General features: G+C 66.1%; 24 protein-coding genes. 12 read left to right on the top strand and 12 right to left on the bottom strand.

What is annotated here, in order from left to right; genetic code table 11:
• Positions 1-27 precede the first annotated feature (27 nt).
• The gene (gene araH / locus KHN96_RS16895; protein ID WP_062737962.1) at positions 28-1,038 is read left to right on the top strand and encodes an L-arabinose ABC transporter permease AraH; all 1,011 of its coding nucleotides are present in this window, start codon (positions 28-30) and stop codon (positions 1,036-1,038) included.
• Between the two features lie 79 nt (positions 1,039-1,117).
• On the opposite strand, the gene KHN96_RS16890 is transcribed toward araH, so the two are convergent.
• The 3 genes from KHN96_RS16890 to KHN96_RS16880 all read right to left on the bottom strand — a co-directional run bounded on the left by KHN96_RS16890 (position 1,118) and on the right by KHN96_RS16880 (position 4,966).
• Positions 1,118-1,729 (bottom strand): barstar family protein, encoded by a 612-nt coding sequence (locus tag KHN96_RS16890; RefSeq protein ID WP_045785996.1) that lies wholly within the window; start codon positions 1,727-1,729, stop codon positions 1,118-1,120.
• Positions 1,726-2,157 (bottom strand): ribonuclease, encoded by a 432-nt coding sequence (locus tag KHN96_RS16885; RefSeq protein WP_062737963.1) that lies wholly within the window; start codon positions 2,155-2,157, stop codon positions 1,726-1,728. Before KHN96_RS16885 ends, KHN96_RS16890 begins: the two co-directional genes overlap by 4 nt.
• Positions 2,158-2,620: 463 nt before the next feature.
• A complete protein-coding gene (locus KHN96_RS16880; RefSeq protein WP_045785994.1) occupies positions 2,621-4,966 on the bottom strand; it encodes an NADP-dependent malic enzyme in 2,346 nt (781 codons plus the stop codon).
• Between the two features lie 255 nt (positions 4,967-5,221).
• Between KHN96_RS16880 and thiL the strand changes: the two genes are divergently transcribed.
• Genes thiL through KHN96_RS16865 form a run of 3 tightly spaced genes read left to right on the top strand, consistent with a single transcriptional unit; the run spans position 5,222 to position 7,339 of the window.
• Positions 5,222-6,229 carry a thiamine-phosphate kinase gene (gene thiL, locus KHN96_RS16875; RefSeq protein ID WP_238587551.1) on the top strand — a complete coding sequence of 336 codons (1,008 nt, stop codon included), beginning with the start codon at positions 5,222-5,224 and terminating at the stop codon, positions 6,227-6,229.
• Positions 6,226-6,804, top strand: a complete 579-nt coding sequence (locus tag KHN96_RS16870; RefSeq protein WP_045785992.1) for a phosphatidylglycerophosphatase A family protein — start codon at positions 6,226-6,228, stop codon at positions 6,802-6,804. The genes thiL and KHN96_RS16870 overlap by 4 nt, the downstream gene beginning before the upstream one ends.
• A 34-nt stretch (positions 6,805-6,838) precedes the next feature.
• Positions 6,839-7,339, top strand: a complete 501-nt coding sequence (locus tag KHN96_RS16865; RefSeq protein WP_045785991.1) for a CinA family protein — start codon at positions 6,839-6,841, stop codon at positions 7,337-7,339.
• Positions 7,340-7,344: 5 nt separating this feature from the next.
• On the opposite strand, the gene KHN96_RS16860 is transcribed toward KHN96_RS16865, so the two are convergent.
• Both KHN96_RS16860 and pyrF read right to left on the bottom strand, forming a co-directional pair.
• Positions 7,345-7,560 carry a metal transporter gene (locus KHN96_RS16860; protein WP_082062858.1) on the bottom strand — a complete coding sequence of 72 codons (216 nt, stop codon included), beginning with the start codon at positions 7,558-7,560 and terminating at the stop codon, positions 7,345-7,347.
• Positions 7,561-7,600: 40 nt separating this feature from the next.
• Complete coding sequence (pyrF, locus tag KHN96_RS16855; RefSeq protein ID WP_045785989.1) at positions 7,601-8,416, bottom strand: orotidine-5'-phosphate decarboxylase; 816 nt, start codon at positions 8,414-8,416, stop codon at positions 7,601-7,603.
• Positions 8,417-8,630: 214 nt separating this feature from the next.
• Here pyrF and corA point away from each other — a divergent pair, with 214 nt between their 5' ends.
• Positions 8,631-9,593, top strand: coding sequence for a magnesium/cobalt transporter CorA (corA, locus tag KHN96_RS16850; RefSeq protein WP_045785988.1), 963 nt, complete (start codon positions 8,631-8,633; stop codon positions 9,591-9,593).
• Positions 9,594-9,602: 9 nt separating this feature from the next.
• On the opposite strand, the gene mtgA is transcribed toward corA, so the two are convergent.
• The 7 genes from mtgA to mpl form a co-directional block, all read right to left on the bottom strand.
• Positions 9,603-10,307 (bottom strand): monofunctional biosynthetic peptidoglycan transglycosylase, encoded by a 705-nt coding sequence (mtgA, locus tag KHN96_RS16845; RefSeq protein WP_045785987.1) that lies wholly within the window; start codon positions 10,305-10,307, stop codon positions 9,603-9,605.
• A gap of 24 nt (positions 10,308-10,331) precedes the next feature.
• Positions 10,332-11,258 (bottom strand): shikimate dehydrogenase, encoded by a 927-nt coding sequence (aroE, locus tag KHN96_RS16840; RefSeq protein ID WP_045785986.1) that lies wholly within the window; start codon positions 11,256-11,258, stop codon positions 10,332-10,334.
• Positions 11,258-12,172, bottom strand: a complete 915-nt coding sequence (locus tag KHN96_RS16835; protein ID WP_045785985.1) for an energy transducer TonB — start codon at positions 12,170-12,172, stop codon at positions 11,258-11,260. Before KHN96_RS16835 ends, aroE begins: the two co-directional genes overlap by 1 nt.
• A gap of 53 nt (positions 12,173-12,225) precedes the next feature.
• Entirely contained in the window at positions 12,226-14,304 is a 2,079-nt protein-coding gene (locus KHN96_RS16830; RefSeq protein ID WP_062737964.1) for a ribonuclease catalytic domain-containing protein, read from the bottom strand.
• 141 nt (positions 14,305-14,445) lie between these two features.
• Positions 14,446-15,024, bottom strand: coding sequence for a chorismate--pyruvate lyase family protein (locus tag KHN96_RS16825; RefSeq protein WP_045785983.1), 579 nt, complete (start codon positions 15,022-15,024; stop codon positions 14,446-14,448).
• Positions 15,021-15,644 (bottom strand): YqiA/YcfP family alpha/beta fold hydrolase, encoded by a 624-nt coding sequence (locus KHN96_RS16820; RefSeq protein ID WP_062737965.1) that lies wholly within the window; start codon positions 15,642-15,644, stop codon positions 15,021-15,023. Before KHN96_RS16820 ends, KHN96_RS16825 begins: the two co-directional genes overlap by 4 nt.
• 6 nt (positions 15,645-15,650) lie before the next feature.
• The gene (mpl, locus tag KHN96_RS16815; RefSeq protein WP_062737987.1) at positions 15,651-17,036 is read right to left on the bottom strand and encodes a UDP-N-acetylmuramate:L-alanyl-gamma-D-glutamyl-meso-diaminopimelate ligase; all 1,386 of its coding nucleotides are present in this window, start codon (positions 17,034-17,036) and stop codon (positions 15,651-15,653) included.
• A 79-nt stretch (positions 17,037-17,115) separates the two neighbouring features.
• Here mpl and KHN96_RS16810 point away from each other — a divergent pair, with 79 nt between their 5' ends.
• From KHN96_RS16810 to KHN96_RS16780, 7 genes are all read left to right on the top strand, one after another.
• Positions 17,116-17,790 carry a hypothetical protein gene (locus KHN96_RS16810; protein ID WP_045785981.1) on the top strand — a complete coding sequence of 225 codons (675 nt, stop codon included), beginning with the start codon at positions 17,116-17,118 and terminating at the stop codon, positions 17,788-17,790.
• Positions 17,791-17,853: 63 nt separating this feature from the next.
• Positions 17,854-18,378 carry a TlpA family protein disulfide reductase gene (locus tag KHN96_RS16805; RefSeq protein WP_045785980.1) on the top strand — a complete coding sequence of 175 codons (525 nt, stop codon included), beginning with the start codon at positions 17,854-17,856 and terminating at the stop codon, positions 18,376-18,378.
• Between the two features lie 183 nt (positions 18,379-18,561).
• The gene (aroQ, locus tag KHN96_RS16800) at positions 18,562-19,029 is read left to right on the top strand and encodes a type II 3-dehydroquinate dehydratase (protein WP_045785979.1); all 468 of its coding nucleotides are present in this window, start codon (positions 18,562-18,564) and stop codon (positions 19,027-19,029) included.
• A gap of 140 nt (positions 19,030-19,169) precedes the next feature.
• Positions 19,170-19,637: an acetyl-CoA carboxylase biotin carboxyl carrier protein gene (gene accB, locus KHN96_RS16795; RefSeq protein WP_062737966.1), complete on the top strand. Its 468-nt coding sequence runs from the start codon at positions 19,170-19,172 to the stop codon at positions 19,635-19,637.
• Positions 19,638-19,769: 132 nt separating this feature from the next.
• Complete coding sequence (gene accC / locus KHN96_RS16790; protein WP_045785977.1) at positions 19,770-21,137, top strand: acetyl-CoA carboxylase biotin carboxylase subunit; 1,368 nt, start codon at positions 19,770-19,772, stop codon at positions 21,135-21,137.
• Entirely contained in the window at positions 21,134-22,030 is an 897-nt protein-coding gene (gene prmA / locus KHN96_RS16785; protein WP_045785976.1) for a 50S ribosomal protein L11 methyltransferase, read from the top strand. The genes accC and prmA overlap by 4 nt, the downstream gene beginning before the upstream one ends.
• Before the next feature lie 105 nt (positions 22,031-22,135).
• Positions 22,136-23,503 carry a DUF3426 domain-containing protein gene (locus KHN96_RS16780; RefSeq protein WP_062737967.1) on the top strand — a complete coding sequence of 456 codons (1,368 nt, stop codon included), beginning with the start codon at positions 22,136-22,138 and terminating at the stop codon, positions 23,501-23,503.
• The last annotated feature ends 21 nt before the right edge of the window (positions 23,504-23,524 follow it).

Genomic DNA, 23,524 nt, shown 5'->3' with positions numbered 1-23,524 from the left:
CGCGCAACGACCATGGAAACCGAACCTATGCAAACGCCATCCACCGAACCTGTGCCGGGCGCGCCATCGCTGGCACCTCCGCGCCTCGGCAACCGCGCCACCCTGGCGTGGGAACTCGTCAACCGATCGGGCATCGTCGTGGTGTTCCTGCTGCTGTTTGCGACCCTCGCCTTCACCGTGCCGGGCTTCGTGAGCAGCCGCAACATCCAGGGCCTGCTGCTGTCGGTCACCCTCATCGGCTCGATCTCGGTGACGATGATGTTCGTGCTCGCGCTCGGCGAGGTCGACCTGTCCGTCGCGTCCATCGTCGCGTTCGCGGGCGTGGTCGCCTCCACGCTCATCACCGCCACGCACAGCGTGATGCTGGGCGTGGCGGCGGGCGTGCTGGCCGGCGGCCTGGTCGGGCTGGTCAACGGGGTGCTCGTGGCGCGGTACCAGATCAACTCGCTGATCGTCACGCTGGCCATGATGGAAGTCGTACGCGGCCTCGCCTACATCACCTCCAACGGCGACGCGGTGATGATTTCCGAAGAGCGTTTCTTCGATCTCGGCGGCGGCGCGTTCCTGGGCATCTCCTACCCGATCTGGAGCAACATCGTCGGCTTCGCGCTGTTCGGCTTCCTGCTCAAGAAGACCGTCTTCGGCAAGAACGTGCTGGCCGTGGGCGGCAATGAGGAGGCGGCCCTGCTGGCCGGCCTGCCGGTCATGCGCATCAAGATCGCCGTGTTCGTGCTGCAGGGCCTGGTGACGGGCTTTGCCGGCGTGATGCTCGCCTCGCGCATGAGCCTGGGCGACCCGAAGACGTCGGTCGGGCTGGAGCTCGGCGTGATTTCCGCTTGCGTGCTGGGCGGCGTCTCGCTGACGGGCGGCGTGGCGACGGTCTCGGGCGTCCTCGTCGGTGTGCTCATCATGGGATCCGTGCAGAACGCGATGAGCCTGATGAACGTCCCGACGTTCTATCAGTACCTGATCCGCGGCGGAATCCTGCTGCTCGCGGTCTGGTTCGACCGCATCCGCCGCAACAAGCGCGCGGCCTGAGCCGCAGCGTTCACCAGACGCAAAAAAGCCCGCAGTTGCGGGCTTTTTCATCGCTACGCCGAGGAACTGGCCGGCCGCCTCAGGCGAAAGAGTAGAACACGCGGAACTGCACCTTCCGCTCCGCCCAGAACTCGGCCGCATCGCGAAACACATCCAGCAGCGTCTCGCGCGCTTCCTTGTCGAACTTGGGCTGGCACGGCAGGCCCTCGAGCACGATCACGAAACCCGGTTGCGGGCCGGCCTTGTAGATCATGTCGGTCAGACAATCGGCCAGCGCATCGAAGTTCTTCCCGAAATGCTTGGGAAAGAGGAATTCGCGCGCGATGACGTCCAGCACTTCGCTCTTCGTGGTGGCCGCCGAACAGTTGGCGTACAGGAAGTGCTGGCCCAGGCTTGCCGCCGATTCGGCCAGGTCCGCCACGCGAAACGCACGAATCGACTGCACGATGTTCGGACGCACGGTCTTGAACAGGTTCATGGCGTCTTCGCGGCCTCCGTCGTCCGTCTTGGTAATGTCCTGCGTCATGCTCGTCTGCGGCGGTTTTGCCGTCGCACCCCCAAGGCGTGCGCCGAGGGATTGCATCCCGACCACGCCGTCGTACAGATTTTGCGCCTTGTGCCACGCTTCGCGGGCCACGCGCTCATCGCGTGCGGTGAGCGAGTCGTCCAGCCCAAACATGTTGGTCGTCATCGCTGTATCCGTTGAAAACTGTTGTAGTGATCTTCCGTGTAATAGCAGTCGTTGGCCGCCTGCTGATCGCCGCCGCAGATAATGCGCCTGGCGCCCCGGTTGCGGGCACCGCGCGTCTTGACGGTGTATTCGCGGTAGTAGCCGCGCCGTTGCGCCGGCAAACGTCGCTCATAATTGCCGAAGGTGGTGCCATCTTTCGCATACGGAAAGGGGCCGCCCTGCTCAATCAACGCGAGCGTGCGCTGCGCCTCGTTGGGCAAATCTGCGACGCGAATGGTTCCCAGCCCGGCGTTGAGATTCGTGGTATCTCGCGCAATCGCGCTGGCCGGCACTCCGGCCACCGAGAACGCCAGCGTCGCCGCCATCGCGCCGCGCACCGCCACCTGGCAAACGGAGCGCCTGATCCACGCTCCAAGTCGCTTTGTCATCAGCAAGGCCCTAACGGGAGAATCGCGCCGACAGGACAGCCCGGCGCAGGTTACAAGCGCAGGCGGCCGTCTCGTGAATCCAGACGACCGGTTTGCAGCTGAAAGCGAAGCGGCTCAATCAAGAGGCCTTGCGGGGAGAATGACAAGTCGGGCGAGCGCCGAAGACGACTTGGGGAATCCTTCCGCTTGCAACACCGATTGCGTGCACAGAACAAGGCAAACCGAACGCGTACAAAACATCGCTTTTTTGACTGCGCCCAGGCGATTACCGGCCTCGTGTGCTCAGAAGCACCCCTTCAGGCCGTAAGGGTACGCTCATCGATGACAACAATCAACCGGCGGCCGATGTTGGAGCGGTTTTTTGTTGCCAGTCTTAACGCTCTCGCAATGTGAGCGCACACACACTTGGCGAGCCAAAAAAGAAGAGCGCAGCATCGTGCGCCCCCTTCTTGTGCAATGCCAATCAGCGCTGCACTTGCGCGGCCGCATCCACAACGGTCAGCGCCGTCATGTTAAGGATACGACGCACGGTGGCCGACGGCGTGAGGATGTGCACCGGCTTCTTCGCCCCGAGCAGGATCGGCCCAATGGCGATGTTGTTGCCGGCGGCCGTCTTGAGCAGGTTGTACGCGATGTTGGCGGCATCGATGTTCGGCATCACCAGCAGGTTCGCTTCACCTGCGAGGGTGGAATCCGGCACCAGCGAGTTGCGCAGCTTTTCGTCCAGTGCGGCGTCCCCGTGCATTTCGCCGTCGACCTCGAGTTGCGGGGCACGTTCGCGCAAGATGGCGAGCGTTTCGCGCATCTTGACCGCCGACGGCGCCTCTGACGAGCCAAAGTTCGAGTGCGACACTAGCGCGACCTTCGGTTTGATGCCAAAGCGGCACAGCTCCTCGGCGGCCATGATGGTGATCTCCGCCAACTGCTCCGCCGTCGGGTCGATATTGACGTGGGTGTCCGCCAGGAAGATCTGACGCCCCGGCAGCACCAGACCATTCATTGCGGCGTATACGCTGTTCGTGCCACCCAGGACCTGGTCGATGTAACGGAGGTGCGCGGCCGTGTTGCTGACCGTGCCGCAGATCATGCCATCGGCTTCGCCCTTGTGGATCATGACCGCGCCGATGAGCGTCGAGCGGCGGCGCAGTTCGAGCTTGGCGTACTGTGGCGTCACGCCCTTGCGCGCCATGAGCTTGTAATAGGTTTCCCAGTACTCGCGGAAGCGCTGGTCGTGTTCGGGGTTGACCACGGTGAAATCCACGCCTTCGCGCAGGCGCAGGCCGAAGCGCTCGATGCGGTGTGCGATCACGCCCGGGCGGCCGATCAGGATCGGGCTGGCGAGCTTTTCGTCCACGACGATCTGGACGGCGCGCAGCACGCGCTCTTCCTCGCCCTCGGCAAAGATGATGCGCTTGTGCTCCATCGGCACCTTGCGGGCCGCCGAGAAGATCGGCTTCATCAGCGTGCCCGAGTGGTAGACGAACTGCTGCAGGTGCTGGCGATAGGCGTCCATGTCTTCGATCGGACGCTGCGCCACGCCCGAAAGCATGGCCGCCTGCGCCACGGCCGGCGCGATCTTGACGATCAGACGCGGGTCGAAGGGCTTCGGGATCAGGTATTCGGGGCCGAACGACAGATCCTGGATGCCGTAGGCGGAGGCGACGATGTCGCTCTGCTCCTGGCGGGCCAGCTCGGCCACGGCGTGCACGGCGGCAATTTCCATCTCACGCGTGATGGTCGTCGCGCCCACATCGAGCGCGCCGCGGAAGATGAACGGGAAGCACAGGACGTTGTTGACCTGGTTCGGGTAGTCCGTGCGACCCGTGCCCATGATGACGTCGGGGCGCACTTCCTTGGCCAGTTCCGGCAGGATTTCCGGGTTCGGGTTGGCCAGCGCGAAGATGATCGGCTTGTCGGCCATGCGCTTGACCATGTCCGGCTTGAGCACGCCCGCGGCCGACAGGCCCAGGAAGATGTCAGCGTCGTCAATGACTTCGGCCAGCGTGCGCTTGTCGGTCTTCTGCGCAAAGTGGGCCTTGTCCGGGTCCATCAGCTCGGTACGGCCTTCGTAGACGACACCGGCCAGGTCCGTCACCCAGATGTTCTCGCGCGGCAGGCCGAGGTCGACCAGCAGGTCCAGGCACGCCAGCGCTGCGGCGCCCGCGCCGGACGCAACCAGCTTGACCTTCTTGATGTCTTTGCCGACCACCTTGAGGGCATTGGTGATGCCCGCGCCCACGACGATCGCCGTGCCGTGCTGGTCGTCGTGGAAGACGGGAATCTTCATGCGCTTGCGCAACTCGCGCTCGACGAAGAAGCACTCGGGTGCCTTGATGTCTTCGAGGTTGATGCCGCCGAAGGTCGGCTCCAGCGAAGCGATGATGTCGACCAGCTTCTGCGGGTCTTTTTCGTTGATCTCGATGTCAAACACATCGATACCGGCGAATTTCTTGAACAGGCCCGCCTTGCCCTCCATCACTGGCTTGGAGGCTTCCGGGCCGATGTCGCCCAGGCCCAGCACGGCGGTGCCGTTGGTCACCACGCCCACCAGATTGCCGCGCGCGGTGTAGCGGAACGAATTGGCGACGTCTTCGACGATCTCTTCGCAGGCTGCGGCCACACCCGGCGAATAGGCCAGGGCCAGATCGCGCTGGTTCGACAGCGGCTTGGTCGGCGTGACGGAAATCTTGCCCGGCGTCGGAAACTCGTGGTACTCCAGCGCGGCCTTGCGCAAGGCGGCGCGTTGCTGCGCCTTGAGTTCTTCATCCGTGCGGGCGGGCTGCTGAGGCTGGGTATCCACCGTGGTCATGGGTCTCTCGTATCGGGTGGCCAGCGCGCACGCCGGCCGTCGCATCTAGCGGGCCGCCGGGAAACCCTCACGAGCGTCTCGGGATAGGCCGATATCCGGCCCTAGGTCCGCCTCCTTGGGCCCGTCATTTTATATAGTGAAAACTGATCTCACAACGGGATTTTGGGTGGGACTGCTGTGCGCATTCGCTACAATATTCCACCGCCTTGCCACGGCACCATCGGGCTTGCCCCACTTCCTTCCAACACCGCTGCCGTGCCCACATCCGCCGCGCCCTCCAACTCCGCCGATCTGACCGCAGAATTGTCGGAATTCGGGCTGATCCGCCGTTATTTCACGCGCCCCGCGCGCCGTGCCACGCTGGGGGTGGGCGACGACTGCGCCCTGCTCGGGCCGCGCCCCGGGCATGAACTCGCCATTTCGACCGATATGCTGGTCGCCGGCCGCCATTTCTTCGCGGATGCGCAGCCACGCGCACTTGGACACAAGGCGCTGGCTGTGAATCTGTCGGACCTGGCCGCCATGGGCGCGGAGCCTCGTGCGTTTACGCTGGCATTGGCGCTGCCCGACGCGAATCCCGCGTGGCTCGGCCCATTCTCGGAAGGGTTGCTGGCATTGGCGGACGCGCTCCATTGCGAGCTGATCGGCGGTGACACCACGCGCGGTCCGCTCACGCTCAGCCTGACCGTCTTTGGCGATGTCCCGGCCGACGTCGCACTGCGCCGCGATGCTGCCCGCCCAGGCGACGATGTGTGGCTTTCGGGCACCGTCGGGGATGCGAGGCTCGCACTGGGCGCGCTGCGCAACGAATGGCCGCTGCCACCCGGGGCGCTGGCCCAGGTGCAGCCGCGCATGGACATGCCGACGCCGCGCGTTGCACTGGGCCTCGCGCTGCGGGGCATCGCCCGGGCGGCGCTCGATGTTTCCGATGGGCTGCTCGGCGACCTGGGCCACATCCTGGCGCAATCGCGCGTCGGGGCGACGATCGACGTGGCGCGCGTGCCGCGCTCGGCGACGCTGTCTGCGCAACCGGCGGCGCTGCAGTTGCAATGCACGCTCGCCGGCGGGGACGACTACGAGCTTTGCTTCACCGCGCCGGCTGAGGCGCGCGGTGCCGTGGTGGCTGCCGGCCGGCAGGCAGGCGTGGCCGTCACGCGCATCGGCCGCATCGAAGCCGAAGCCGGGCTGCGCCTGGTGGACGCGCACGGGGCGCCGGTCACTTTCACGCACGGCAGCTTTGACCATTTTTCTTCCGCATCATGATGTCTTCTGCACCGTTTCCTCCCTCCAACCCGCCGGGCCAGCCCGAAGCCGTGATCCTCGAGGCAGGACAGACCGCGCAGGTCCGCCGCCCCACCGCCCGCTTCATGTTCGGCCATCCGGCGCGCATCCTGGCGCTCGGTTTTGGCTCGGGCCTCTCGCCGGTGCTGCCGGGCACGATGGGGACGCTGTATGCCTGGCTCATCTACGTGGTCTTGGCGCGCTGGATCAGCGGGCCGGCCTGGCTCGCGATTGCCGCCGTGGGCTTCGTGGTCGGCATCTGGGCCTGCGCCCGTACCGCGCGCGACCTGGGTGTGGCGGACCACGGTGCCATGGTGTGGGATGAAATGGTGGCGTTCTGGCTCGTCCTCGCCTTCGTGACGCCGACCACGCTGGGCGGGCAGTTTGCCGCGTTCCTGTGGTTCCGCTTCTTCGACATGGCCAAGCCCGCGCCCATCCGCCATTACGACCGCACGCTCAAGGGCTTTGGCCTGCGCGGTGGCTACGGCGTGATGGTCGACGACATTCTGGCGGCCTTCTACACGCTGCTCGTATTTGCGCTCTGGCGCTCGATCTGAAGTCTTTGAAGTCCGAAGTCCGGAAGGTATTGCAATGGCTGAATCCCGCGCACTGGCTCAACTGGCCGAACTGGTTGGCGACACACTCCACAAGCGCAGCCTGATGATGGCGACGGCCGAGTCGTGCACCGGCGGCCTCGTGTCGGCCGCGATCACAGATGTGTCAGGCTCGTCGGGATGGCTCGAGCGAGGCTTCGTGGTGTATTCCAACGAGGCCAAATCGCAGATGCTGGGAGTGCCGGCGGCGCTGATCCGCGAGCACGGCGCGGTGAGCGAGGCCGTCGCGCGCGCCATGGCCGAAGGCGCTGTGCTCAATAGCCGCGCCCAGATGGCGGTGGCCATTACCGGCGTGGCCGGCCCGACCGGCGGCACGCCCGACAAGCCGGTCGGCATGGTCTGCTTCGGCTGGAGCAACCGGCTGCAGACACGCGTGGAGACACGTCACTTCAAAGGCGATCGCAAGCAGGTGCGGCTGCAAGCGGCGGAGCACGCCCTGCGCGGCCTGCTCGACTTCCTGGACGCAGCCGAGTCCTGACCGCTTCAGTCGGTTGGATGATCGGGCCGTCGATGCGGCGCGTGGTCGTGTTCCGGCTGGTGTTCGTGATCGTGCTCGTGGCGACGGTCGCGATCGTGATCGCGGCGCGTCGTCTCATGCTCGTGGGTGTCGTCGCGCTCTTTCTCGAGCTTGCGGTCCGGATCCTTGCCCGTCTCGTCCCGGTGGGTACCGGCCACAGGCGGATGTGGATGCGTGGTCATGGCGTCCTCGCTCTCACAGCAACCGGGCCGGGAACCCGGCTCAGTTGCGGAACTGGTTGATCTGGTCGCGGGTGTGTTCCGCGACGCGCCGGGCGGCATCGGCGAAATCGCTGTCGCTGCTCGCGTACAGGATCGCGCGCGACGAGTTGATCATCATGCCGGTCCCGTCGGCAGTGCGGCCAGCGCGCACGGTGGCCTCGATATCGCCGCCCTGGGCGCCGATGCCCGGAATCAGCAGCGGCATGTCGCCGACGATCTCCCGCACCTTGGCGATCTCCTGCGGAAACGTCGCCCCCACCACCAGGCCCATCTGGCCGCTGGTGTTCCACACATCGCGCGCGCGTTCGGCCACGACCTGGTAGACGGGGCGGCCGCCCGTTTCCAGGAACTGCACATCGCTGCCGCCCGCATTGGACGTGCGGCACAGCACGATCACGCCCTTGTCGGCGTGCGCCAGGTACGGCTGCATGGAGTCGAAGCCCATGTAAGGGCTCACGGTGATGGCATCGGCGTGATAGCGCTCGAAGGCTTCCTTCGCGTAGTGTTCGGCCGTCGAGCCGATGTCGCCGCGCTTGGCATCGAGGATGACCGGAATGCCCGGATAGGCCTCATGGATGTAATTGATGAGCTGCTCGAGCTGGTCTTCCGCGCGCTGCGATGCGAAGTACGCAATCTGCGGCTTGAATGCGCAGACGAGGTCGGCGGTGGCATCGACGATGGCACGGCAGAACGAGAAGATCGCGCCGCCCGTGCTGGTGAGCGACGCCGGCAGGCGCGCCGGATCGGGATCGAGCCCGACGCACAGCAAGGAGTTGTTGCGCTGCCAGGCGGCAGCCAGTTGTTCGGTAAATCGCATGGTGTCGGGAAGGTGAGGACGCGGCCGGGCTGCCGCATGACTTCGCTCCATTTTACCCGCGGGGCGGCCAGGTGGCGGCATCATCCTGGCGTCGCATCCATCCCACGCGTGCGGGCCGAGTCACGGTTTCTGGCTGATTCCGCCGTGTCTTTACGCTACACTCGGCGCGATTTTTCGCCCCGCTGTTCAACGCCCCGCTCCAAGGAAGCTCCGCATGATCAACCTGTTCGTCGTGCAAAAAGGCCGTCTCGCGCAGGAACAGGTCGAAGACCGCAGCGAGTTGCTGCAGCACAAGCCGATCTGGATCGACGTGATCGACCCGGATGACGAAGAACTCGCCTGGATCAAGGAAGCCTACGGCGTCGTGCTGCCCGAACTCGAGCAATTGGGCGACCTGGAGGCTTCCGCCCGCTACTTTGAAGGCGAAGACGGCCACATCCACATCCGCACCGATTTCCTGCTCGACGAGGAGACCACGTCCCGCAACGTGCGCGTGGCGTTCGTGCTGACCAAGGATGTGCTGTTCTCCATCCACGACGAAGACCTGCCCGCGTTCCGCCTCGTGCGCATGCGGGCGCGGCTGCGCCCGGGGTCGGTACGCAACGCGAAAGACGTGCTGATGGATCTCTACGCCACCGACGCGGAATATTCGGCGGACTCCATCGAGGAAGTCTACGAACGGCTGGAGGACGCCAGCAAACGCGTGCTGGCCGATGAGGTGACGGACGCCGCCGCCGCCGACGTGCTGGAGATCATCGCCCGCGTGGAAGACCTGAACGGCCGCATCCGCCGGAACGTGATGGATACGCGTCGCGCCGTGTCGTTCCTGCTGCGCAGCCAGCTGCTGTCGACCGATCAGCAGGACGAGGCGCGCCAGGTGCTGCGCGACATCGACTCCATCGAGAACCACACGGCGTTCCTGTCGGACAAGGTCAACTTCCTGATGGACGCCACGGTCGGTTTCATCAACATCAACCAGAACAAGATCATCAAGCTGTTCTCGGTGGTGTCGGTGGCGCTGATGCCGCCCACGCTGATCGCCTCGATCTACGGCATGAATTTCAAGGTGATGCCGGAGCTGGAGTGGGCTGAGGGCTACCCGTATGCAATCGGGCTGATGATCGTGTCGGCAGCGATTCCGCTGATCTACTTCCGGCGCAAGGGCTGGCTCAACTGAACCGGCGCGTCAGTCCGGCAGCGTGGCCGAGCCCATCCGGTTGGCAATGATGGTCGCCTTGCGCGTGAAGTTCACGTGCACATTGGCGCAGTAGCTCTTCTTGTCGAAGCACTTGGGCGCCGGCAGCGCCGCGGCGAGGCGAGCCGCCTGGCCCACCGTCAACTGCGAGGCAGGGCGCTTGAAGTAATGCTGGGCAGCGGCCTCGGCGCCGAATACGCCCTCGCCCCACTCGACCGAGTTCAGATAGATCTCGAGGATGCGCTCCTTGTCGAGCCAGAATTCGAGCATCCACGTGATGAGCAGCTCCTCGCCCTTGCGCAGGTAGTGGCGCTCGCCCGAGAGGAACAGGTTCTTGGCCAGTTGCTGCGTGATGGTCGAGCCGCCCGCGACGACACGGCCGCGCTTCTTGTTCTTCTCCCAGGCGTCGAGCATGGCGTCGACTTCCCAGCCGCTGTGCGAGACGAAATCCGCGTCTTCGCTGGCGATGACGGCCCGCTTGAGGTTGCGCGAAATCTGGTCGTAGTTCACCCAGCGATGGTCGATCCTGCAGGTGAAGACGTTGGCGCCGCACAGGCGCATGCGCTCCGCACGCATGAACGAGGTGGACGAGGGATTGAACACCTGCCAGCTCGCGATGGCAGCGAAGAAGTACAGGTTGAGCGCGACCACGCCCGCCACGAAACAGCCGATCACGTAGCCGAACCAACGCATCATCGCGGGTCTTCGTTAGGGGGCGGTTCAGCGTTGCGTGCGCGCGGCCACCGCGGCTTCGCCCTGCAGGCCTTCACGCATGGCGTGCAGCACCGGCGCGGTTTCCGGGCGCACGCCGCGCCAGACGAGAAACGACTCCGCGGCCTGCTCGACCAGCATGCCCAGTCCGTCCCACGCACGCGTGCCGTTGCGCTTGGCGAACTCCATGAATACCGTCGGCCGCGGCCCGTACATCATGTCGTACGCCAGCGCGTTGGGCCCGAACACGGTGGTCGGGATCGGCGGCACCTCGGCCTGCAGGCTGCTGGCGGTAGCGTTGATGATGACGTCGAACACGTCGTCGACACCGAGCTGGTCATAGCCGCTGCCGATGAGTTCGACTTCGTGGAGCTTGGCGGCCGCCTCGAAGCGCTCCGCCAGCATGACTGCGCGGTCAGCGGTGCGATTGGCAACGAACACCCGTGACGGCTTGTGCTCCAGCAGCGGCAGCAGCACGCCGCGCGCCGCGCCTCCGGCGCCGAGCAGCAGCACGCGCTCGCCTTCCAGGCTGTTGCCGATGTTGTGCGTGATGTCACGCACCAGGCCCACGCCGTCGGTGTTGTCGCCGAAGATCTCCTCGCCGTCGAACTTCAGTGTGTTGACCGCGCCTGCGGATTGCGCCCGCAGCGACAGCGACGTCGCCATCCCATATGCATCGAGCTTGAACGGCACGGTCACATTCAGCCCGCGTCCGCCTTCGCGTACGAAGTTCTGCACGGTCTCTTCGAATGCGATGAGCTCGGCATAGATGCGTTCGTAGCGGATGTGCTGGCCGGTCTGCTGCGCAAACGCGGCGTGGATGGTGGGCGACTTGCTGTGCGAGATCGGGTTGCCGATCACGCCATAGCGATCCGTGGGCGGCGCGCTCGCGGCGGCGAGAATCGCGTCTTGGAACGAAGACTTGGACGACGACATCAGCGGGTCTGCAGGTGCGTTTCGAGCCCTGCCCGGGTGAACTTGAACGTGGCGACCACATCCTGGATGTCGACGCGCTTGCGCATCTCGGCCGGGAAGCTGCCGAACGGGGCCGACGAACGGACGATGGCGATGGCCTGGCGATCGAGCGCCGGGTTGCCGGAGCTCTTGGCAATCTCGATGCCCTCGATCTTGTAGCCGTCCTGGTTGTAGCCAAGCTGGCCATCTCGGTTGATGCTGATCACGACAATCAGTTCGCCGTACAGCGGGTGGCCGTTCTGGCTCGGAAAGTTGGCGGTGCCGCGCGTCTCGATCTTGCGGCGCACGGCATCGTAGTAGCGGGCGTAGTCGACCTGGCGGGCGCTGGCGGCGGTCAGCACGTTGCGGCGCGGGCGCTTGGCGTAGTGCTCGAGATTGCGGTCGATCTCGGCCTGCAAGCGGGCGATTTCGTCTTGAGTGGTGCGGTCGTCGGTGCCGTTGGTGGGCGATGGCTGCGGACGCTCGCCCGGTTTGACCTGGCGGTCGTTGACCAGCGGCGCGCGCTCCTTCGATTGCGTCAGCAGGCGGCGCTGCTCCTGCTCCAGATACTCAAGGCGGCGCTGCGTAAGCTTGATGGCATCGCCGGTCTGTTCGTTGGTATCGGCCGGCAGCGGCGTGGTGGCGCGCTGCTGGTCGAACTCACCGCCGCCGTTGAGGTTGACCTGCGCCACGGCCGTCGCCTTGGCCGGCGCCGTGGATGACTTGGCATTGACCAGCACCACGTCCAGCCCCGGATCGTCGCGCTTGATGTCGAATGCCTCCGGCGCTACCACGCGCACGAACAGCAACAGAACGTGCACGGCCAGCGACACCACCAGCGCCTTGGTGAGCGTACTGCTGCCGGACCAGTCCGGGCGGTTTGCAAGGGCGGCCATGTCGAGGCGGTTCCTGAGCGATGCGCGAAGAAAAAAGCTGACTGCGATTGTAGTTATGCGGCCGCGGGCGTTCCACCGGTCTCGCCATCCTGCGGCGGCGGCGCCACAGCTGTCTCGGCTTCGGCATGCGCCTCTTCCCCATCGGCGCCAGGTTGTGGTTCGGCCGGGGCTTCGGCCAGTTCTTCTTCCATCGCCTCGGCTTCGGCTTCGGCGTCCGCGGCAGGCGCAAGGATTTCCACCACGCGGCACGACACCTCCAGGCCGATCTCATCGGTGTCCAGGATGTCGAGCACGACGTGCGTGCCGCGCGCGGCCTGTGCCAGTTCCGGCACCTTGGTCACCAGCGGAATCTCGGCGAAGCGCACGGCGCCGTCCTTGAGCACCACAGCCGGCATGCGCGTGCGGTTTTCCTGCTTCAGCCAGCGCAGGCACCAGTAGCGCTCCATGGTCGACTGATGATCGGCGTAAGCGGCGTAGGTCGCTTCGAAATCGGCCACGGCGGCCAGCAGGTCGGCGTCTTTGGGCTTGAAGGGCGCAACCAGCTTGGCCGTGACGCCATGCTGCGCCACCGCAGCAATCTGCCACTGATTCACGAGGTCGACGTAGCGGCGCAGCGGCGACGTGCTCCACGCGTATTGCGCCACGCCCAGGCCCTCGTGCGGCGCGGGATACGTCTGCATGCGCGTGCGGTGCATGCCCCACGCCTTCTGCGTGCGATAGATGCCAGGCACGCCGGCGTCCGCCAGCATGCGACCCCACGTGCTGTTGGCCAGGATCATCAGCTCGGCGACGATCTTGTCCAGCGGCGAGCCGCGCTTGCGCTGCTCGATGCGTACGCGCTCGCCGCCGCCTTCGGTCTCGGGGATCGGGTCGATGTAGAACGAGTAATCGCCCCGCTGCGCACCCTCGGGTTTCAGGCCACTGGCAATGCGTGCCTGCTGACGCGCGTCGTACAACGCGCAGGCAAACGGCCACAGCACAGCCAGCTCCGCCTTGAACGGGTACTCGCCCGAGCCTGCGGCCAGGGCCTCGGCGGTGATGACCTCCTCGAGCAGGTTGTGGCGCAGGTTGGCCGCCACCGTCACAGATTCGCAGCGCGTCTCGCTGGCGGTCACCGTCCACGTGGTACGGTCGACCGTCACATACAGCGACAGCGCCGGGCACGCGCGCCCTTCCTGCAGCGTGTAGCGATCGACCACCGATTCCGGCAGCATCGTGATCTTGTCGCCGGGGAAGTACACGGTCGACAGGCGCTGGCGGGCGATCGCATCGAGCGCATCGCCGCGCTGGATGCCGAAGCCCGGCGCGGCGATGTGGATGCCGATGCGCACCGTCGTGTCGTCGATCGGCGTGACCGAGATGGCGTCGTCGATCTCGGTGGTGGTCACGTCGTCAATGGAGAACGCGCGCACATCGGCCGCCGGCAACTCCAACGCCGGTTCCGGCACGGCCACCTCCGGAAAGCCGGTGCCCTTCGGGAAGCACTCCGAGAGGAAGCGCGCTTCGTGCAGCGCGCGCGCATTGGCAATGCCGCCGACCGCCACCATCAGGCGCATCGGCGACAGGCCCAGCGCCGTGCATGCCGCATCGAGCGCCTTGTATTCGAGGCTGTTCTTGTCCGGCTTGAACAGCAGCTGCAGCGTCTTGCCGCGGAACGCTTCAGGCAGGCGCATGGCCTTGAGCTCGGCCTCGTATTCGGCCTGCAGCGCGGCTTGCTGCTTCTTGCGCTCGAGGCCTGCCAGCGCGGCCTTCAGCTGATCTTCCGGCGCACGCTGGTACCGGCCGCGGCCCTTGCGGCGGAAGTAGATGGGTGCGCCATGCAGCGCGAGGGCCAGCGCCGCTTGCTGGGTGGCATCTGCCCCGGCGCCGAAATACTCGGCCGCCAGATCGGTAAAGCCAAACTCATCGGCGGGGGCGCACTCCCACAGGAAATCCAGATCGATCTCTGTCGACAGCGCCTGCGCAGCCTGCGACAGCTCGCCCGCCGACGGCTGGGCGAACTGCAGCAACACGTCCCGGGATTTGACCTTGGTGCGCTTGGCACTCGGCAACTCGACCTGGTAGGCCTCGCCCTGTTGGGACAAGACGGTGCCCGCGCGGATCTCGCCGCCTTCTTCGAACAGCAACTGCATGGATTTGTCTGGATCGCGGCACGAACGCAATGTCTGGCCGCTCTGAATGAGGTGGAATCGCCACACCCGAAGCGTGTGCGGCAACGAAAAGTTGGGGCCGATGATACCGCACTGACCGGGCCCCGCGCCCGCGAAATGCGCCTACCGCGGCGGGTGAAAAGCCGCCAGCGCCGGCAGGAAAACTTCCGTCACCAGCATCGCACTGGCGCCGCGCCGGAACACCGACCGCCGCGCCGGCAGACGCCCACTCCTGGCGACCGGTGCGTCTCCCAGGGCATCGTCTGCGCGACGTACCAGCGGATGCCGCGCGTCAAGCAGCGCAAACTCGAACGCGCCGCGCTCGACCCGCGGATCGGCAAACAGCGAATGGCCGAGCGGCTGCGTGCCAAGCGCCTTCAGGAACGGCCAGTCGAGCGCCACGCTGCGGGGATGCACGACGGTGTGCGCATAGACGACCGGGATGCCGTTGCAGGCGAGCAGTACCTCGCGCACCAGGGTCTCTGCGGGCCCGGTCATGCCGAGACACCGCCATTCGTCCCGCAACGGCATCGCGCGCTTCTGGCCAAGCAGCCGCACCTCGAACGTGGACGAGGCCGCACGCAGCCGTGCCGTCAGCGAACTGGCGCCGACTGCCCAACGCGCCCAGTGCCGGGCATACACGACGGCGGGAGGCAACGCGCGACGCCAGGCGCTACGCGGGTACAACGGGGTCCCGGTCATGTGCCGTCGAAGGGATGCGTCGCCAAGATGTCGGCCGGAACGCCGCAGAAGACGAGCACTTCGTCCATGTAGCGCGCGAAATCGCTGATCCCGTGGTCGCCGCCTTCGATGATGCGCGTGGCCGCGCCGGGGAAGTGGGCCAGCATTTCACGGTAATCCAGCACCTCGTCGCCCGTGGCAGCCAGCAGGTAATAGCGCTCCGGCTGCGTGACGGCCGGCACGGCCAGCGCCCGCAGCTCGTCGAGGTGATGCGGCTCGACGCGAATCGTGCCGCCACCGTGCCACAACGGCTGGTCGCCGAGGTACCGGGCAAGATCGCGCTCAGGGCGGGTGGCGGGATTCAGCATCGCCGCACGCAAGCCGTGTCGCTCCGCGAGCCATGTGGCGTAGTAGCCACCCAGCGAGGAACCGATGAGGGCCGGCTTGACGCCGTCACGCGCTTCAAGTTCAGCGATCAACGCCTCGACCTCTTCCAGGGCATGGCGCGGCGAGACAGGCAGCGCGGGGCACACGTAGCGGCCCGCCAGCCCGACAGACGCCATCCGCTTACCAAGCAACTGCGCCTTGAAGGAGCGCGGCGACGAGCGAAATCCGTGCAGATAGACGATGGATGCCGGCATATGCGCTCAGTGCGCCGCGCCGACGCGGGCGGCCAAGGCGTCGAGCAGCTTCTGATGCACCCCACCGAAACCGCCGTTGCTCATCACAAGCACGTGGTCGCCCGGGCGGGCGGCAGCCGTGACCGCCGCCACCAGCGTCGGCAAATCGGAAAACGCAGCGGCGCGCTTGCCCAGAGGCGCCAGCGCGCCGGCGAGGTCCCAGCCGATGGCGTCCCGGCCATCGGCGGCGCCGAACGCGAACACCTGGTCCGCGCCGGCGAGGCTATCCGGCAGCTGCTGCTTCATCACTCCCAGCTTCATGGTGTTCGAGCGCGGCTCCAGCACAGCGAGGATGCGGGCATCGCCCACGCGCCGGCGCAGGCCTTCCAGCGTCGTTCGGATGGCGGTGGGATGATGCGCGAAGTCGTCGTAGACCGTCACGCCGTCCACGGTACCGCGCACCTCCATCCGCCGCTTCACGTTTTCGAAGCGCCCCAGGCTTTCAATGGCCTGCGCGGGCGGCACGCCGACGTGGCGGGCTGCAGCAATGGCAGCCAGGGCGTTCATGCGGTTGTGGTCGCCTTGCAGCGCCCAGCGTACCCGGCCCTGCGGTTGACCGTGGAACACCACGTCGAAGCTGTCGTCGGCGCCAAGGTCGGAGATGTTCCACCCTGCTCTGTCTTCTGCACCGAAATGCTCGACTTCCGACCAACATCCGCGCTCAAGTACGCGCTTCAGGCTATCCTCGCGGCCATTGACAAGGAGTCGCCCCTGGCCCGGCACCGTGCGCACGAGGTGGTGGAACTGCGTCTCGATCGCGCCAAGATCGGGGAAGATGTCAGCGTGATCGAACTCCAGATTGTTGAGGATGGCCGTGCGGGGACGGTAGTGGACGAACTTGCTGCGCTTGTCGAAGAACGCCGTATCGTATTCGTCCGCCTCGATGACGAAAAAGTCGGATTCGGTCAGCCGCGCAGACACACCGAAATTGCGCGGCACGCCGCCCACCAGGAAACCGGGCTGGTAGCCGGCGTCTTCCAGGATCCACGCCAGCATCGAGGTCGTCGTGGTCTTGCCGTGCGTGCCGGCCACCGCCAGCACCCACTTTTGCCGCAGCACGTTGTCGCCCAGCCATTGCGGGCCCGACACGTAAGGCAGGTTGCGGTCGAGGATGGCCTCCATCAGCGGGTTGCCGCGCGAAACCACGTTGCCGATCACGTACAGATCGGCGCCGACCGACAGCTGCCCGGGGTCGAACCCCTCGATGAGTTCAATGCCCTGCGCCTCGAGCTGGGTGCTCATCGGCGGATAGACGTTGGCGTCGCAACCCGTGACGCGGTGGCCGGCCTGACGGGCGATCAGGGCAATACCGCCCATGAAGGTGCCGCAGATTCCAAGGATGTGGATATGCATGGGAGACGTCTCGACTTCGTTGCGCGGCATTGTACCCGCTGGTTTCGGGGCGCTCCCCCCGCTTCAGTAAAATAGAGCCATGTCAAAACGCCCTACCCTCGACCCCGTCCGCGTGCGGGAGGAAATCGCCGCCGTTGCCGCCCGCATGATCGCGGAGGACGGTGCCGACTACGCCACTGCCAAGCGCAAGGCCGCACGCCAGGTGCTCGGCACGGAAGCGCGCGCAGTGGGCGAGTGGCTTCCGGATAACGAGCAGGTCGAAACCGAAGTCCGTGAATACCAGGCGCTGTTTCAGGCGGATTCCCAGCCGCGCGTGCTTGCGCTGCTACGCCGTATCGCGCTGGTCTTGATGGAGGGCCTCGAGGTCTACAACCCGTATCTGGCCGGCGCAGTGTTCAACGGCACCGCCAGCGAGCACTCCGACATCCACCTGCAGGTCTTCTGTGACAGTCCGAAGGACGTCGCGATCTTCCTGCTCAACGCCGGCGTGGATTTCGACACGACAGAGAGTGCTCACTTCGCTGGCCGCGACGAAGTGGAAACGCTCAGCTTCCTGTGGCGCGGTCAATGGCCGGCCGGGCCCGAATCGCGCGATCTCGCCCGGGAGCTGCGCGCGCAGACGGGCACCCCCGTCGGCGTCCACATCGCCCTGTATGACCTGGACGACGTGCGTGGCGCCCGCCGCCCCGACGCCACCGGCAAGACCCAGCGCGGCGATGCCGAGGCGGTGCGCAGCCTGCTGTCCGGGGGGTGAGGGCCGACAGGAGTACAATCCCGCACGCCATCGCGCTGTATACAATAGGGGCCCACGCCGACCATGTCCCGCCGCACCACTTTGATCGCCCTGCTGGTTGCCGGCACGGCCGCCGCCGCGCTCGGCGTCTACATCGGGCATCGCCACACCGAACCGAAGCCGCCGGCCAATGCGGCCGTCGCCACGTTCTACGGCACCAAACTGCCGGATGCGAGCGGCGCAACCCTGGACCTGGCGGCGTTCCGTGGCCAGACGGTCGTGGTCAATTTCTGGGCGCCGTGGTGCGGCCCTTGCGTCGAGGAAATGCCGGAGCTATCCGCGCTGGCCAACGAGCAGAAGGGCAAGGTCCGCTTCGTGGGCATCGGCATCGACTCCGCTGCCAACATCCAGGCGTTTCTGAGTAAGGTGCGCGTCACCTATCCGGTTGCGGTGGCCGGTTTTGGGGGCACGGAACTCGGGCGCCAGTTCGGAAACGAGGTAGGGGGCCTCCCGTTTACGGTGATCCTGAACCCTCAGGGTGATATCACCTTCCGGAAGATGGGCCGAGTGCATGCGGAGGAATTGCGCGTCGCGTTGCAACGCATATGAAACTTGCAAAAACGTCATATGACGTTCATGTGCAGGTAACTCCCCTTCTTTTTGCCGGAAACTGCCGTCGAAAGCGCCAAGATCCGTGAAAACACCGATTTGTCGATACTTTTTCAGCAAAAACTAGACAAAGCATTCTAAGTTGCTGTAAATTGCGCCCAACTTCGCTCAATCGGTCAAATCGTGGCTGACAAACCGACCACCAAAGCGCTTCACAGCGTGCTCGTCTTGCACGGGCCCAACCTCAATTTATTGGGAACGCGTGAACCGGAAGTCTATGGGGCGACCACCCTGGCCGACATCAATGCCGCCCTGGTGGAACGCGCCCAGGCGCGCGGCGTGACGTTGGCGCACTTTCAGTCGAACCACGAAGGCGCGCTGGTCGACCGCATCCACGCCGCCAAGGGTGAAGGCGTCGAATTCATCATCATCAACCCGGCCGCCTACACGCATACCAGTGTGGCGCTGCGCGACGCGCTGGCCGGCGTGGCGATTCCGTACATCGAAGTCCACCTGTCCAACGTGCACCGCCGCGAGCCGTTCCGTCATCACTCGTATCTGGCGGACCAGGCAGTCGGCGTCATCTGCGGGCTGGGCTGGCGCGGCTACCTGGCGGCGCTGGACTACGCAATCGATCAACACGGCGGCTGAACGGCCGTCTCTTTCCTTCATTCAACCTACTTTAACCAACGCAACCACGCCAGCGCCTGGAGCACCTGGACCGATGTGCGGCCGAAAAGCCATTCCCGCACATCCCCTGACCCAGACGCCGACGCTGCAGGAGAACGTTCATGGATTTGCGCAAGCTGAAAACGCTGATCGACCTCGTGGCCGAATCGGGCATTTCGGAACTCGAAGTGACCGAGGGCGAAGGCAAGGTCCGCATCGTCAAGTCGGCCCCGCAGCAAGTGGTGGCTGCGCCGATGCAGTATGCGCCGATGCCCGCTGCCCCGGCTTCCCCCGCCGTGACGGCGACCCCGGCGCCCGCCGCCGGCGCTGAAGCCTCGACCCCGGCGCTGCCTGCGGGCCACATCGTGACGTCGCCGATGGTCGGTACGTTCTACCGTTCGCCGTCGCCGGGCGCGGCCGAGTTCGTCAAGGTGGGCGACACGGTCAAGGAAGGCCAGACGCTGTGCATCATCGAAGCGATGAAGCTGCTCAACGAAATCGAAGCAGACAAGGCCGGCGTCATCAAGGAAATCCTGATCGAGAACGGCCAGGCTGTGGAGTACGGCCAACCGCTGTTCGTCATCGGCTGATCTCCAGGCATCCGACCCTCATCGTGCGGCGCGCAGCGTGCCGCATCCGAGCGCGAGCCGGCGCACAAGGGCTGCCACTGAGTGCAGCCCGGCCACAGCGCCCTCGCCTCTCCTTTTTGTAGCGAGAACACGATGTTCGACAAGATCCTGATCGCGAATCGCGGCGAGATCGCTCTTCGCATCCAGCGCGCCTGCCGCGAGCTCGGCATCAAGACCGTGGTGGTCTATTCCGAGGCGGACAAGGAAGCCAAATACGTCAAATTGGCCGACGAAGCCGTGTGTATCGGCCCGGCACCGTCGCCGCTGTCGTACCTGAACATGCCGGCCATCATCTCGGCCGCCGAGGTGACCGACGCCCAGGCCATCCACCCCGGCTACGGCTTCCTGTCGGAAAACGCCGACTTTGCCGAGCGCGTTGAGCAATCCGGCTTCACCTTCATCGGCCCGACGCCGGAATGTATTCGCCTCATGGGCGACAAGGTGTCGGCCAAGCAGGCGATGCTCAAGTCCGGCGTGCCGTGCGTGCCGGGCTCCGACGGCGCCCTGCCCGATGACCCGAAGGAGATCCTGGCGATCGCCCGCAAGGTCGGCTACCCCGTGATCATCAAGGCCGCCGGCGGCGGTGGCGGCCGCGGCATGCGCGTGGTCCACACCGAGGCCGCGCTGATCAACGCCGTCAACATGACGCGCGAAGAAGCCGGCCGTGCCTTCGGCAACCCCGAGGTCTACATGGAGAAGTTCCTGGAGCATCCGCGCCATGTGGAAATCCAGGTTCTGGCCGACCAGCACCGCAACGCCATCTGGCTCGGCGAGCGTGATTGCTCGATGCAGCGCCGCCACCAGAAGGTGATCGAGGAAGCGCCGGCACCGCACATCGCCCGCCGACTGATCGAGCGCATCGGTGACCGCTGCGCCGAGGCATGCAAGAAGATCGGCTACCGTGGCGCGGGCACGTTCGAGTTCCTGTACGAAAACGGCGAGTTCTACTTCATCGAGATGAACACGCGCGTGCAGGTCGAGCACCCCGTCACCGAGATGATCACAGGCGTCGACATCGTGCAGGAGCAGATCCGCGTGGCCGCCGGCGAGAAGCTGCGCCTGCGCCAGAAGGACATCCAGCTGCGCGGCCACGCCATCGAGTGCCGCATCAACGCGGAAGACCCGTTCAAGTTCACGCCGTCCCCGGGCCGCATCACCGCGTGGCATACGCCGGGCGGCCCCGGCATCCGCGTCGATTCGCATGCCTACAATGGCTATTTCGTGCCGCCCAACTACGACTCGATGATCGGCAAGGTCATTTCGTACGGCGCCACGCGCGAGCAGGCCATCGCCCGCATGCGCATCGCCCTGTCGGAAATGGTGGTCGAGGGCATCCAGACCAACGTGCCGCTGCACCGCGACCTGATGCTCGACGCCAACTTCGTGGAAGGCGGCACGGACATCCACTACCTCGAGCACCGTCTGGCGCAACAGGAAGTGGCCAAGGGCGGCGGCAAGTGACGTACCGCGAATGCGTGCTCGAAGTCGCGCGGGATGACGCCGAGGCGTTGTCCGAGGCGCTGTTCGACCTCGGCGCCCTGTCGGTCTCGGTGGAAGACGCCGATGCCGACACGCCCGACGAAGAACCGCTCTTCGGCGAGCCGGGCCATGAGCCGACCCGCCTGGCGTGGAACCGCTCGCGCGTGGTGGCGCTACTGGCCGACGACGCCGACCCCGCCCTGCTCGTGGCTGCCGCGGCCAACGAAATCGGCCTCTCGCCGCTGCCGCAGTTCACCGTGCGCGAGGTTGAGGAGCAGGACTGGGTGCGCGTGACGCAATCACAGTTCGAGCCGATCCATATCGGCGAGCGCATCTGGGTCGTGCCCTCGTGGCACGACGCCCCGGACCCCGATGCCGTGGTGCTGGAGCTGGATCCGGGTCTGGCCTTCGGCACCGGCAGCCACCCGACCACGCGCCTGTGCATGGAATGGCTCGAGCACCACGTGCAGCCGCAAGAGCGCACACTGGACTACGGCTGCGGCTCGGGCATCCTGGCCATCGTCGCCAAGAAGCTCGGCGCCGGTGAAACAGTCGGTGTCGACATCGACCCGAACGCCGTCGATGCCTCGCGCTACAACGCCGAACGCAACCACGTCGAAGCGACGTTCGCCCTGCCGGACGATGCGCCGGAAGGCACGTTCGACCTCGTCGTCGCCAACATCCTGTCGAACCCGCTCAAGCTCATGGCGGCCATGCTGTGCGCACGTGTGCGTCCAGGCGGCCGGCTGGTGCTGTCGGGCGTACTCGAGCGCCAGGCGGAAGAAGTCGCGGCCGCGTATGCCTCGGCCATTCCGTTGACGGTGTGGCGCGCACGTGACGGCTGGGTCTGCCTGCACGGCGTGAAACCGGCTTAACAGTCAGGAAGCGCGCGCAGCGTCGGCCCGGCCCTCAAAGGTGGGTCGACGCTGGCGTCACTGTCTGCAATACTCGCGCGGTCGGTTCCTTTCTCCTCGTCTCGCATGGCAACTGCGCCACGTCTCGCCGCCCGCTGCCCCAACTGCCATACCGCATTCCGTGTCGTCGCCGACCAGCTCCGGCTGCGCGGCGGCCTCGTCCGCTGCGGGCGCTGCAACCATGTCTTCGATGGGCGCGATCACCTTATCGAACTCGGCGCTGCACCGGCGCCGGCCGCGCAGCCAGAGCCACCGCTCGCGCAGGAACGCGTTGCCGACGCGGAACCTGCGCGCGTCGCCGCGACGGAGCCTGCCGCACCGCCCACCGAAACACCCGCCGCGTCTGCATCCACCGAACACGACCACGGCTTCGGCATGACGTTGATCTGGGAAGAGGAAGTGCCCGGCGACGACGTGGCCGAAGTGCATCTCGGTGAGGTGGAAGGCGCGACGCCGGCATCTGACACGCAGCCGTCCGCCCCGGACACCCGCCCTCTGCCCGAAGAAGCACCAGCCGAAGCCGCACCGGCCGACCCGCAGCCCGCCGCCGCCCCCGCTGACCCGTTCCACGGACTGCCGCCCATTCGCGATCCTCAAGATGAGGAGGACCCGTTCGCCGCTGCCGTACCCAGGCAGCCGTCGGCAGATTTGCCGGTGGAACCGGCCATCGCCGCCGAGGAAGAAACTCCCGCCCCCCCCGCACCGTCGGACCGGCACGACTCAGTCTGGCTGCGCCACGAGTCCGACCCGCATTCACAGTTCGCGCCCGTACCGAGGCGCCAGGGCCAGGCCCGGCGCACGCCCGTGGAACACGCCGGCCCGACACCGCAGCGCACGCTGACCGGCGCCCCCCGCTCACGCAAGGTGCGGGGCCCCAATCACGGCGTGTCGGCAGCCACGCTCGATTTCCTGCGTGCCGCACAGGCGCGCGAGCAGGCACGCAAGTCGACCGGCCGCCGCACACTCGCACGCGTTGCGATCGGCGCTCTGTCGGTGCTGGCGGTGGCGCAGCTGCTTTTCCTGGCGCGCGCAGAAATCGCGCGGCGGGTGCCGTCCACCCGGCCGCTGTGGGAAGCGATGTGCCAACCCCTGCATTGCACGGTGGCACCACCGCGTGATCTCGACGCACTGCAGATCGAATCGTCGCAGTTGCAGCGTCAGGAAGGCGACGCATCAGACCAGTATGTGCTGACGGCGACCCTGCGCAACCGAGCCGGCGGCCCCGTGGCCCTGCCGGCCATCGAACTGGTGACCACCGACCTGCAGGACCAGCTCCTCGCGCGCCGCGCCCTGCTGCCGACCGACTACCTGAACCCGACCGACAGTGCATACGGCAAGTCAGGGCTGCCCGCCCGCGCCGAGCTGCCGATTCGGGTACGATTCGAGTCCCAGCGCCCGACGGCCAACTACCGGGTGCTGATCTTCTACCCCTGAATTCCTGATTCACCCCAACAC

The sequence above is a fragment of the Ralstonia mannitolilytica genome (assembly GCF_905397375.1).
GTDB lineage: Bacteria > Pseudomonadota > Gammaproteobacteria > Burkholderiales > Burkholderiaceae > Ralstonia > Ralstonia mannitolilytica.
This window is presented reverse-complemented; position numbering and strand designations above follow the sequence as displayed.

Bases quoted from the DNA above. Each gene is read 5' to 3' on its own strand.
- araH (WP_062737962.1), top strand. From the start codon at position 28: ATGCAAACGCCATCCACCGAACCTGTGCCGGGCGCGCCATCGCTGGCA.
- KHN96_RS16890 (WP_045785996.1), bottom strand. From the start codon at position 1,729: ATGACGACCAACATGTTTGGGCTGGACGACTCGCTCACCGCACGCGAT.
- KHN96_RS16885 (WP_062737963.1), bottom strand. From the start codon at position 2,157: ATGACAAAGCGACTTGGAGCGTGGATCAGGCGCTCCGTTTGCCAGGTG.
- KHN96_RS16880 (WP_045785994.1), bottom strand. From the start codon at position 4,966: ATGACCACGGTGGATACCCAGCCTCAGCAGCCCGCCCGCACGGATGAA.
- KHN96_RS16870 (WP_045785992.1), top strand. From the start codon at position 6,226: ATGATGTCTTCTGCACCGTTTCCTCCCTCCAACCCGCCGGGCCAGCCC.
- KHN96_RS16865 (WP_045785991.1), top strand. From the start codon at position 6,839: ATGGCTGAATCCCGCGCACTGGCTCAACTGGCCGAACTGGTTGGCGAC.
- KHN96_RS16860 (WP_082062858.1), bottom strand. From the start codon at position 7,560: ATGACCACGCATCCACATCCGCCTGTGGCCGGTACCCACCGGGACGAG.
- pyrF (WP_045785989.1), bottom strand. From the start codon at position 8,416: ATGCGATTTACCGAACAACTGGCTGCCGCCTGGCAGCGCAACAACTCC.
- corA (WP_045785988.1), top strand. From the start codon at position 8,631: ATGATCAACCTGTTCGTCGTGCAAAAAGGCCGTCTCGCGCAGGAACAG.
- mtgA (WP_045785987.1), bottom strand. From the start codon at position 10,307: ATGATGCGTTGGTTCGGCTACGTGATCGGCTGTTTCGTGGCGGGCGTG.
- aroE (WP_045785986.1), bottom strand. From the start codon at position 11,258: ATGTCGTCGTCCAAGTCTTCGTTCCAAGACGCGATTCTCGCCGCCGCG.
- KHN96_RS16835 (WP_045785985.1), bottom strand. From the start codon at position 12,172: ATGGCCGCCCTTGCAAACCGCCCGGACTGGTCCGGCAGCAGTACGCTC.
- KHN96_RS16830 (WP_062737964.1), bottom strand. From the start codon at position 14,304: ATGCAGTTGCTGTTCGAAGAAGGCGGCGAGATCCGCGCGGGCACCGTC.
- KHN96_RS16825 (WP_045785983.1), bottom strand. From the start codon at position 15,024: ATGACCGGGACCCCGTTGTACCCGCGTAGCGCCTGGCGTCGCGCGTTG.
- KHN96_RS16820 (WP_062737965.1), bottom strand. From the start codon at position 15,644: ATGCCGGCATCCATCGTCTATCTGCACGGATTTCGCTCGTCGCCGCGC.
- mpl (WP_062737987.1), bottom strand. From the start codon at position 17,036: ATGCATATCCACATCCTTGGAATCTGCGGCACCTTCATGGGCGGTATT.
- KHN96_RS16810 (WP_045785981.1), top strand. From the start codon at position 17,116: ATGTCAAAACGCCCTACCCTCGACCCCGTCCGCGTGCGGGAGGAAATC.
- KHN96_RS16805 (WP_045785980.1), top strand. From the start codon at position 17,854: ATGTCCCGCCGCACCACTTTGATCGCCCTGCTGGTTGCCGGCACGGCC.
- accB (WP_062737966.1), top strand. From the start codon at position 19,170: ATGGATTTGCGCAAGCTGAAAACGCTGATCGACCTCGTGGCCGAATCG.
- accC (WP_045785977.1), top strand. From the start codon at position 19,770: ATGTTCGACAAGATCCTGATCGCGAATCGCGGCGAGATCGCTCTTCGC.
- KHN96_RS16780 (WP_062737967.1), top strand. From the start codon at position 22,136: ATGGCAACTGCGCCACGTCTCGCCGCCCGCTGCCCCAACTGCCATACC.